Source organism: Oscillibacter sp. KLE 1728 (assembly GCF_934833455.1).
Lineage (GTDB): Bacteria > Bacillota > Clostridia > Oscillospirales > Oscillospiraceae > Oscillibacter > Oscillibacter welbionis.
Window position 1 is genome coordinate 1 of the sequence record NZ_CAKVVF010000080.1, and the last position, 9435, is coordinate 9435.

Annotated in this window: 8 protein-coding genes; 2 read left to right on the forward strand and 6 right to left on the reverse strand. The window is 63.6% G+C overall.

Annotation, left to right across the window (positions count from 1 at the left end):
* Positions 1 to 570, forward strand: a 570-nt coding sequence (locus tag QVE23_RS08910) for a sigma-70 family RNA polymerase sigma factor (protein WP_287967966.1), incomplete at its 5' end; no start/stop codon positions are given.
* Between the two features lie 60 nt (positions 571 to 630).
* Here QVE23_RS08910 and recQ read toward each other — a convergent pair.
* Both recQ and QVE23_RS08920 read right to left on the reverse strand, forming a co-directional pair.
* Positions 631 to 2448, reverse strand: coding sequence for a DNA helicase RecQ (gene recQ / locus QVE23_RS08915; RefSeq protein WP_287967968.1), 1818 nt, complete (start codon positions 2446 to 2448; stop codon positions 631 to 633).
* Positions 2449 to 2566: 118 nt separating this feature from the next.
* Positions 2567 to 3634, reverse strand: coding sequence for a hypothetical protein (locus tag QVE23_RS08920; protein ID WP_119310882.1), 1068 nt, complete (start codon positions 3632 to 3634; stop codon positions 2567 to 2569).
* 212 nt (positions 3635 to 3846) lie between these two features.
* Between QVE23_RS08920 and QVE23_RS08925 the strand changes: the two genes are divergently transcribed.
* Positions 3847 to 5031: a D-alanyl-D-alanine carboxypeptidase family protein gene (locus QVE23_RS08925; RefSeq protein ID WP_119310881.1), complete on the forward strand. Its 1185-nt coding sequence runs from the start codon at positions 3847 to 3849 to the stop codon at positions 5029 to 5031.
* 18 nt (positions 5032 to 5049) lie between these two features.
* Here the strand turns inward: QVE23_RS08925 and QVE23_RS08930 are convergent, their stop codons facing one another.
* From QVE23_RS08930 to QVE23_RS08945, 4 genes are all read right to left on the reverse strand, one after another.
* A complete protein-coding gene (locus QVE23_RS08930; RefSeq protein WP_025545558.1) occupies positions 5050 to 6405 on the reverse strand; it encodes an esterase/lipase family protein in 1356 nt (451 codons plus the stop codon).
* On the reverse strand, positions 6402 to 7223 hold the full coding sequence (locus QVE23_RS08935; protein ID WP_276896190.1) for an EFR1 family ferrodoxin: 822 nt from the start codon (positions 7221 to 7223) through the stop codon (positions 6402 to 6404). The genes QVE23_RS08930 and QVE23_RS08935 overlap by 4 nt, the downstream gene beginning before the upstream one ends.
* Before the next feature lie 72 nt (positions 7224 to 7295).
* Positions 7296 to 7505: a hypothetical protein gene (locus tag QVE23_RS08940; RefSeq protein ID WP_021749426.1), complete on the reverse strand. Its 210-nt coding sequence runs from the start codon at positions 7503 to 7505 to the stop codon at positions 7296 to 7298.
* A gap of 25 nt (positions 7506 to 7530) precedes the next feature.
* Positions 7531 to 9435 (reverse strand): ATP-dependent Clp protease ATP-binding subunit (locus QVE23_RS08945; protein WP_287967971.1); only part of this gene is annotated, 1905 nt, incomplete at its 5' end.

Below are 9435 nucleotides of genomic sequence, written 5' to 3' on the forward strand. Positions count from 1 at the left end.
GGCTACAAGTTCTCCACCTACGCTACCTGGTGGATCCGGCAGGCCATCACCCGGGCCATCGCCGACCAGGCCCGCACCATCCGCATCCCTGTCCACATGGTGGAGACCATCAACAAAGTGATTCGGGTCAGCCGCCAGCTCCTGCAGGAGCTGGGCCACGATCCCTCTCCCAATGAGATCAGCGCGGAGATGGGAATGCCGGTGGAGAAGGTCCGGGAGATCCTGAAAATTGCCCAGGAGCCCGTCTCCCTGGAGACCCCCATCGGTGAGGAGGAGGACTCCCACCTGGGCGACTTCATCCCCGACGAGGGGGCCAGCGAGCCCAGCGAAGCCGCCAGCTTCACCCTGCTGAAGGAGCAGCTGATGGATGTTCTCTCCACTCTCACTCCCCGGGAGGAAAAGGTTCTAAAGCTCCGCTTCGGCATCGAGGACGGCCGCACCCGCACCCTGGAGGAAGTGGGCAAGGAATTCAACGTTACCCGGGAGCGCATCCGCCAGATCGAGGCCAAGGCCCTGCGGAAACTGCGCCACCCCAGCCGCAGCAAAAAGCTGAAGGATTTTCTGAACTGAAAAAACACAGACAGGCGCTGTCCCGCATGGGGCAGCGCCTGTTGTCTCTTCTGATCTCCGTCACGACGGAAAGTCCTGGATCACCGTCAGAAAGTCCCGGCCGTACCGCTCCGCCTTGGCGGAGCCCACGCCGCTGACCGCACGCAGCTCCGTCGTGGTCCGGGGGCGGGAAATCGCCATCTCCCGCAGGGTCTTGTCCGAGAACACCACGTAGGCGGGGACTCCCTGCCGCCGGGCCAACTGGGCCCGCAGGGCCCGGAGGCGGCCGAACAGCTCCGCCGCATCCCCCTCCAGCTCCCCGGCCGCCGCCCGGCGGGCCGGGGCGGACCGGTCCTCCCGCAGCGTCTTCATCTGGAGCGTCGATTCGCCGTACATCACGTCCTCCGCCCGCTCCGTCAGCCGCAGCACCGGATACTGCCCCGGACTCAGCTCCAGCACGCCCTGGTCCAGCAGGAAGCGGATGCGCTCCTGGACCTCCTTCTGGGTCAGCTGACCCAAAGCGCCGTAGGTGTCCTCCCGGTCCATGTGGTACTTCCGCACCCGCTCCGTGTCCGCACCGCAGAGGGTCTCCGCGATGACACCCACGCCGAAGTGCTGTCCGGTTTTGGCAATGCAGGCCACGATGGCCTTGGCGTCCCGGCTGACATCCACCTCTTCGAAGTTATGGAGGCAGTTGTAGCAGGCGCTGCAAGTGTCCGGCGCGTGCTCGCCGAAGTAGTGCAGGATATACTGCCGCAAACACCGGCGTGTCCGGCAGTAGCCGGTCATCTGCCGCAGCCGCTGCAGGTCCCGCTCCCGCAGCTGCTCGGCCGTCCGGGGATCCAAGTCCTCCCGGGGCTCGCTGTGGGTGATGAGAAACTCATTAGTCCGCACATCCTGGCCACTGTACAACAGGATGCAGCTGGAGGGCGCCCCGTCCCGGCCCGCCCGGCCCGCCTCCTGGTAGTAGCTCTCCATGTCCTTGGGCATATTGTAGTGGATGACATACCGGACATCGGACTTGTCGATGCCCATGCCGAAGGCGTTGGTGGCCACCATCACCTGCACCCGGTCGTAGAGGAAGTCCTCCTGGTTCCTCTGCCGCTCCTCTGGGGCCAGGCCAGCGTGATACCGGGCAGCGGCTACCCCCCGTTGGCGGAGGAAGTCGCACACCTCCTCCACATTCTTCCGGGTGGCACAGTAGACGATGCCGCACTTGCCGGGGCGGCCCTTCACCAGCTCCAGCAGCGCCGCCCGCTTGTCCGCAGGCTGCTGGACCTCAAAATACAGGTTCTCCCGGTCAAAGCCGGTGGTCAGCTCCAGCGGGTCCCGCAGGTCCAGCAGGCGGCGGATGTCCGCCTTCACGTCCGGCGTGGCGGTGGCGGTGAAGGCTCCCACCGGGGGCCGGTGGGGCAGGCTCTCCACAAAGGCGGGAATGTTCAGATAGGAGGGCCGGAAATCCTGGCCCCACTGGGAGATGCAGTGGGCCTCGTCCACCGCCACCAGGGAGATGTCTGCCTCCCGCACAAAGGCCTGGAAGCCCTCGGTCTCCAGCCGCTCCGGGGCCACGTAGATGATCTTGTACCGCCCCGCCCTGGCCCGGTCCAGGGCCAGCAGGTACTGGCGGAAGGTCAGGGAGCTGTTGAGAAACGCCGCCGGGATGCCCATCTGCACCAGCTGCGTCACCTGGTCCCGCATCAGGGACACCAGAGGCGAGACCACCAGGGTGATCCCCGGCAGCAGCAAGGCCGGGATTTGGTAGCAGACGGACTTCCCCGCCCCGGTGGGCATGATGGCCAGCGCATCCCGCCCAGAGAGCAGCGCGTCGATGACCGCCTCCTGGCCGCCCCGGAAGACGTCGTAGCCGTAATAGGTTTTCAGTGCTTCTTCCTTGGTCATGATCCCGTTCCCTCCGGGGCTGTCTTGCCCCTGTTTTCGCTTCCAGCATTGTAGCACATCTGTTCGCATAAGGCAAGGCCCCGGCGGTATACCGCCGGGGCCCGCATCCTGATCTGATTCAACCCAGCCAGCTGAGAAGCCGCCCCGCCTCCAGCGCCGCCAGGGTTCGGACACCGTCGAAATCCACGTAGGGGTTGTAGACTGCCTCCAGCTTATCGTGGTTGGCTTTGGCGTCTTTCAGCGCCGCGGCCCCTTCCTCCCGCAGGAGTGCCGCCATCCGGGTCTGGAACCGCAGCCGGGCCTTGCCCTGAGGTTCCGTCATGGCGTCCAGCCGCACCCGGCGGAAGGGCTTCTGCCCGTACTCCATGCCGGGCCGGGAGGTGACGAAGGCCAGCCCCAGTCCGGGGATCAGCAGGTGCTCGATCCGCCCCGGCTCCTCCGGCGCGCAGCAGACGATGGTGTCCCAGCCGTTATCCGCCGCCGCCCGATGCAGCCGGGCAAGCATCTCCCCTGCCAGCTCCCAGCTGTCCGCCAGCTCATAGACCTTGGGGCACAGGGCGTCCACACTGTCAAACCGCCAGATGTACCCCTTGTGGGTAATACTGCCCAGGAAGCGGCGGGTGGTCTTCCCCGCCTCACCGCCCCGGCGGCGCAGCTCCCGTGAGAGAATGCCCGCCGTCCGGCGGTCCGCCTTCTCCCGGTCGAAGGTCTTCCGCACCGCCGCCACTGCATCCAGCTCCACCTGCCGGGCAGCCTTCAGATGGTGATAGGCCCGGATATATGCGGCCTTGTAGGCCCGGGTATGAGCCTTCACCTCCTCCGCCGCGGCCTTGGCGGCGGTGAGGTCGTAAAACCGCCCCAGGTCCACATACCGGTCCACCGCCGCAGGGTACCGGGGCTCCACCACATGAGGCGACGTACCATCCACCACGGCGCAGCGGAGCTCCGGCAGCACCACGCCGTCCAGGGAATCCGGGTCGCCGGAACACCATAAGTACTCCACCGGTGTGCCGGCCTCCTCCATGCTTCGGCCGATCTCCCGCATGAAGGTGGCCTTGCCCACGCCGGGGCCGCCTTTCAAAACCATCAGATCATAGGTGTCTTCCAGGTCCACGATCTCCGAAAACAGGTTCTGGAAGCCGTCACCGCTGTTAGCGCCTGCGAAAAAATGGGTAACTTGAGCCATACGCTCCCCTCCAAGTGTTGTTCTTACACTCAGGCTATGCAAAAACAACTTGGCCTGACAGCGGTTTTTCACGGGTCAAAAGCCGGATGGATAAAATTCCCTCTGCCAAACCGGAAAATAGGAGATGCATTTTCTTCCATCATCTGTTATAATGAAGAGTACGAGACTGCGGCGGTGCCGGACAGGCCCGCCTTTCAGATAGGAGCGCCGATATGGACGAGGAGTACAAGCCCATTATCACGGACGAGGAGCGGGCCACCCGGCGGGCCCAGCGGGCGGAGGCCCGCCGAAAGAAGCAGCGGGAAAAGCGGCGGCGGCTGCTTCGCCGTCTGGTGCCCTGCGGGCTGCTGGCCGTTCTGTGTGTAGGCCTGGTGACCGTGGGAGCCCAGCTGATTGAAAAGCCTGCGCCGGAGATGGTTAAGGCCGAACGGCCCTTTCAGGTGACATCCGTCGCCAGCGCCCCTGCGCCGGAGCCCTATGCCAGGGCCGTGTCCGGCCCGGACACGATCCAGTTGGGAGAGGACTTTCCCAGCCGCTGCGCGGTCCTGGTTGACCTGGACACCCGGACGGTCCTGGCGGAGAAAAACGCGGATACTGTGATCTCTCCCGCCTCCATGACGAAGGTCCTGACGGTTCTGGTGGCCGCTGAGCACATCACAGAAGCGGAGCTGGACGACACCTTCACCATGACCATCGACATCACCGACTACTGCTATGTCAACGGGTGCAGCGTGGTGGGGCTGATGGTTGACGAAACGGTCCCGGTGCGTGAGTTGTTCTACGGCACCATCCTCTCCTCCGGTGCGGACGCGGCACTGGGGCTGGCCACTTATGTGGCGGGCTCCCAGGAGGCGTTCGTGGCGCTGATGAACGAAAAGCTGGAGGAGCTTGGCATCGCGGACACCGCCCACTTCACCAACTGCGTGGGACTGTATGACGAGGCCCACAAGTGCACGGTCTCCGACATGGCGGTGATCCTGGAGGCGGCCATGGACAACGACCTGTGCCGGGAGGTGCTGGGGGCCCGGACCTATGAGACTCTCCCCACTGCGGACCACCCGGAGGGGCAGATCCTCTCCAATTGGTTCCTGCGGCGGATCGAGGACAAGGATACCGGCGGCATTGAGGTCACCGGCGCCAAGACCGGCTATGTGGTGGAGTCCGGCAACTGCGCCGCCAGCTGCGGCGAAACAGCGGACGGCAGACGCTATATCTGTGTGACGGCAGACGCTTACAGCTCCTGGCGGGCCATCTATGACCATGTGGCGCTGTACAAAACCTATTGTTCCCCCGCAGATGACACCACAGAGGATGGCGGGGCGGCGGATCCCCTTGTGGAACCGGTGGCCCCCACCATAAAAGACACCACGGAACACGAAAGCGGAGCGTCCCTGTGACGCTCCGCTTTTTTCCGCTCAAAAGCCTCTGTTTTTCAGATCCGCTACCAGGGAGACATAGAACTCCCGGACGTCGAAGCCGGGAATGTTCTCCCGATTCAGATCCACCACATCCCCGTGTGAGATGCCCCGGTGCCCCCTTGGCTCCAGCAGGGTGAACTGATCGCCCCATTTGGCGGAGTCCACCGCCACCAGCCCGTCGTTCAATCCATCAAAGTGCTTGACGATGGGATAGGTCATGTTCAGAGGGAACTTGCCGTGCTGGGCCTTTCTGCAATAGGACATGACGCTCTGGTAAAAGACGCCGGGGGCGTCCGGGGTAGCCGCGTTCCTGGCCTCGCAGGCAGAGGCGGTCAGATCTGTCACCGCCGCCAGGAAGTCCGGGGCCTCATCCCCCAGCCGCTTCAGGGCGGCGTTGTAGGTATCTGCGATCTTCTGCCGAGCCGCTGCAGGGATCTTCTTCAGCAGATATTCGGCAAAGATGCAGCCCCGGTGGGGCGTGTTGATGGTGGTGAGGCTGGCCACACAGGGGGCACATCCAGCGTGGGCGATGGCGGCCCGGCTGTCCAGTCCCCCCTTGGAGTGGGCAATGATGTTCACCTTCTCACAGCCGGTCTCCGCCAGGATCTGCCGGATACGGTCCGCCAGCTCCCGCCCGCTGTCCTCCACCGCGGCGGCGGACTGCTGCTGTCCGTAGTACACTGTTGCGCCGTTGCGCTGGAGCTCCTTGGGAATGCGGCCCCAGTAGTTGACATAGCGGAAGTCCCGGAAGAACACCCCGTGGACCAGAAGGATCGGGTATTTCGTCTTACAGATCTCGCTCTCCGCCCGGGCGGTGTCCAGCTCCCACTTCTCCGTCTCGAACTCCGCCTCGTCGGCGGTGATGCGGATAATCTTCCGCAGATACCAGATGTTGAGAATGGGGATCCACCCGCACAGGGCCGCCAGCACCCGGTGCTTCAGCCCCAGCTGGACGGAGGTGAGATACACCCGGATCATGCCGTTCCAGAAGACGATGGCCTCCAGCAAGACAGCCCAGAGAACACCAAAAGCCGCACCTGCAACAGCTGTTCCAGCGGCAAGGCTGTTCTCCGGCGTTATCATGGAAATCTGGCACCACAGCCATACCATCTGCACAAAGACTGTGACCGTAGCTGTAATCAAAAACAGGCGCAGCAATTCGCAGCCGCTTTTCAAATACCAGATCCGCTTTGTAGGCGCACCGCTCTTCTCAATGGGCCGCAGATTAAAATAGAGAAACTCCCCCAGAAGCAGTATCGTCGTCAAGAGCCAGCTCACCGGGCCAAACGCATAGATCAGAGAAACCCAGTTGGCTGTGACCGCCATCAGAAAGGCAAGAACCCACCGCCTCACAGATACACCTCATTCTCCTTGGGCTCTGTGAAGTTCTGCTCCAGCATGGCCACGTGGGACAAAAAGGCCGGGTCATCAAAGTACTTGGCGTGCTTCGTGCACTTGCGGACGCACCGCTGGCACTTGATGCAGGTGCCGGGCACCTCCGCCACGTTGGAGGGATTGATGGCCCCCATGGGACACAGGCGGGCGCAGGCGCCGCAGTCGGTACACTTGCCCAAATCCGTCTGGGGCTTGGCCTTCAGGAACTTGACGGGCTGGCCGTCCGTGCCCTTGGGCACGTAGTAGGGCGCCGCCGCATCGCCCGGCACGGCCACCGGAGCAGGGATGTCCGTCAGGTCTTTTACCTTGTCCGCAATGCGGGCCGCGAACTCCCCCATCTGCCGCTTGTCATCCCAGTCCGGGCGGCCGTCCGCCAGCGCGTCCGTAAAGGCGTGGCGGCACGCAAAGGCGCCCCCGGCCACGGTGTGGAAGCCGTCCGCCTCCAGCGCGGCGCACAGCTCCGCCAGGGAGTTGTCGTAGGACCGGTTGCCGAAGGTGACCACCCCCACCGCCAGGGCGCCGTTCCCGTGGATCTGCTGCTGGACATAGGGCAGCATCTTGTTGGGCAGCTTTCCCGCATAGGTGGGCATACCGAACACCACCAGGTCTCCCCCCGTAAAAGACAGATCCTCCGCCCGGTCTGACGGGCGTGTGAAGTTCCTCCGCTCCAGAGGGACGCCCAGCTTCTCCGCCAGGGTCTCCGCGATGGTGTTCACCGTCTTGTCTGTGTTGCCTGTGGCGCTCCAGTACGCCGCGCAGATCCGCTTGACTTCCATGATGTCTCCTCTCCTTCCCATTTGTGACAGCGCCCGCCCGGGGATTTTCCCCAGGCGGGTGCTGAACGCTGCTTACAGCGAAAAATCTTCCTCTTTCAGCCGTTCAGTCTCCAGCGCTGCCGGCCGGGGCGGCACCCGCTTCAAGGGGTCGTATTTGAATGCCCGGCAGTGGTGCTCCACCGCCACGATGCCCCGCTTGACGCAGGCCACCTCCCGCTCGTTGATCTGCTGGCCCCGCTGGCAGTAGGCACAGCGGGGATCCATATCCTTCCGAAACAGCATGGTCCTCCCTCTCCTCTTCTTCCGGTCACAGGGTGTACAGCCGAATGGCACCGTCCTCCACCGTGGCCTTCACCTGGGTGATGGGATGCTCGTAGCTGTCGATGATCTTTGTGGCCATGGGGTCCTCCAGCTCCTTCTGGATGGTGCGCCGCAGGTTCCGGGCGCCGTAGGTCAGGGAGTAGGACTTCTTCGTCAAAAGCTCCACCAGTGCGTCGTCGTAGATGAAGGTGATGCCTTTCTCCTTCAGGGAACCCACCAGTTCGTTCAGCATGATACGTGCGATGCCGTGGAAGTTCTCCTCGCTGAGGCGGTTGAAGGTGATGACCGCGTCCACCCGGTTGATGAACTCCGGCCGCAGGAACTGCTGGAGCGCCTTCATGGCCCGGTCGGCGTCCTGCTCGTTCACGGAGCGGCCGAAGCCCACGGTGCCCTCCTTGGTGGCGCTGCCGGCGTTGGAGGTCATGACGATGATGGTATTCTCAAAGTTCACCTTGCGGCCGTGGGCGTCGGTGATCTCGCCGTCATCCAGGATCTGGAGAAGGATGTTCAGCACATCGGGATGGGCCTTCTCAATCTCGTCGAAGAGGACCACGGCGTAGGGCTTGCGGCGGATCTTCTCTGTCAGCTGGCCCGCCTCGTCATACCCCACGTAGCCCGGAGGGGAGCCCACCAGACGGGAGACGGAGTGCTTCTCCATGAACTCCGACATATCCAGCCGGATCAAGGCATCCGGCGTGTTGAAGAGGTCTGTTGCCAGCTGCTTCACCAGCTCCGTCTTGCCCACGCCGGTGGGCCCCACAAAGATGAAGCTGACAGGCTTGTGCTTGGGGGAGATGCCCACCCGGTTCCGCCGCACCGCGGCGGCTACGGCGGACACGGCCTCGTCCTGGCCGATGATATGGCTCTTGAGCCGCACTTCCAGCTGGCTCAGGCGCTGGAACTCCTGCTCCCGGATCTTGGCCGCCGGGATTTTGGTCCACAGCTCGATAACATGGGCCAGATTCTCCATGGAGAGCTGTGGATCGCCCTTTTCCAGCAGACTGTTCAGCTCTGTGTTCAGCTGGAGTTCCTTGCTCTTCAGCTCCGCCATGCGGGCGTAGTCGCCCTCGGCCTTCTCCTCCTGCTCCTCCAGCATGGTGCGCTCTTTCTCATAGTCGTCCAGCTCCCGCTGAATCTCCATGCGGCGGGAGATATCCGGGTCTTTCAGATTCAGGTCGGAACATGCCTCGTCGATCAGGTCGATGGCCTTGTCCGGCAGGAACCGGTCGGTGATGTACCGCTCACTGAGCAGCACCGCCTGACGCAGGATCCCCTCAGAGATCTTCACCCCGTGATACTGCTCATACTTGGGGGCCAGGCCCTGGAGAATCTGCACGGAGTCCTCAATGGAGGGCTCGTTCACCGTCACCGGCTGGAACCGCCGCTCCAGAGCGGTGTCCTTCTCGATGGACTTGCGGTACTCGTTGAAGGTGGTGGCGCCAATCACCTGGATCTCGCCCCGGGAGAGGGCGGGTTTCAGGATGTTGGCGGCGTTCATGCTGCCCTCGGCGTCGCCGGCGCCCACAATGTTGTGAACCTCGTCGATCATCAAAATAATGTTCCCCAGGCGCTTCACCTCGTCGATAAGGCCCTTCATCCGGCTCTCGAACTGGCCCCGGAACTGGGTGCCGGCCACCAGAGCTGTCAGATCCAGCAGATAGACCTCCTTGTTCCGCAGCTTGAAGGGCACGTCGCCCTTGGAGATCCGCTGGGCCAGCCCCTCCGCGATGGCGGTCTTACCCACACCGGGCTCACCGATCAGGCAGGGGTTGTTCTTCTGGCGGCGGTTCAGGATCTGCACCACCCGCTCGATCTCCTGCTCCCGGCCGATCACCGGGTCCAGCTTGCCCTCCTGGGCCCGCTGCGTCAGGGAGATGCAGTAGTTCTCCAG

Coding starts and splice junctions, on each gene's coding strand:
- QVE23_RS08920 (WP_119310882.1), bottom strand. CDS start 3,634: ATGGCTCAAGTTACCCATTTTTTCGCAGGCGCTAACAGCGGTGACGGC.
- QVE23_RS08935 (WP_276896190.1), bottom strand. CDS start 7,223: ATGGAAGTCAAGCGGATCTGCGCGGCGTACTGGAGCGCCACAGGCAAC.
- recQ (WP_287967968.1), bottom strand. CDS start 2,448: ATGACCAAGGAAGAAGCACTGAAAACCTATTACGGCTACGACGTCTTC.
- QVE23_RS08925 (WP_119310881.1), top strand. CDS start 3,847: ATGGACGAGGAGTACAAGCCCATTATCACGGACGAGGAGCGGGCCACC.
- QVE23_RS08940 (WP_021749426.1), bottom strand. CDS start 7,505: ATGCTGTTTCGGAAGGATATGGATCCCCGCTGTGCCTACTGCCAGCGG.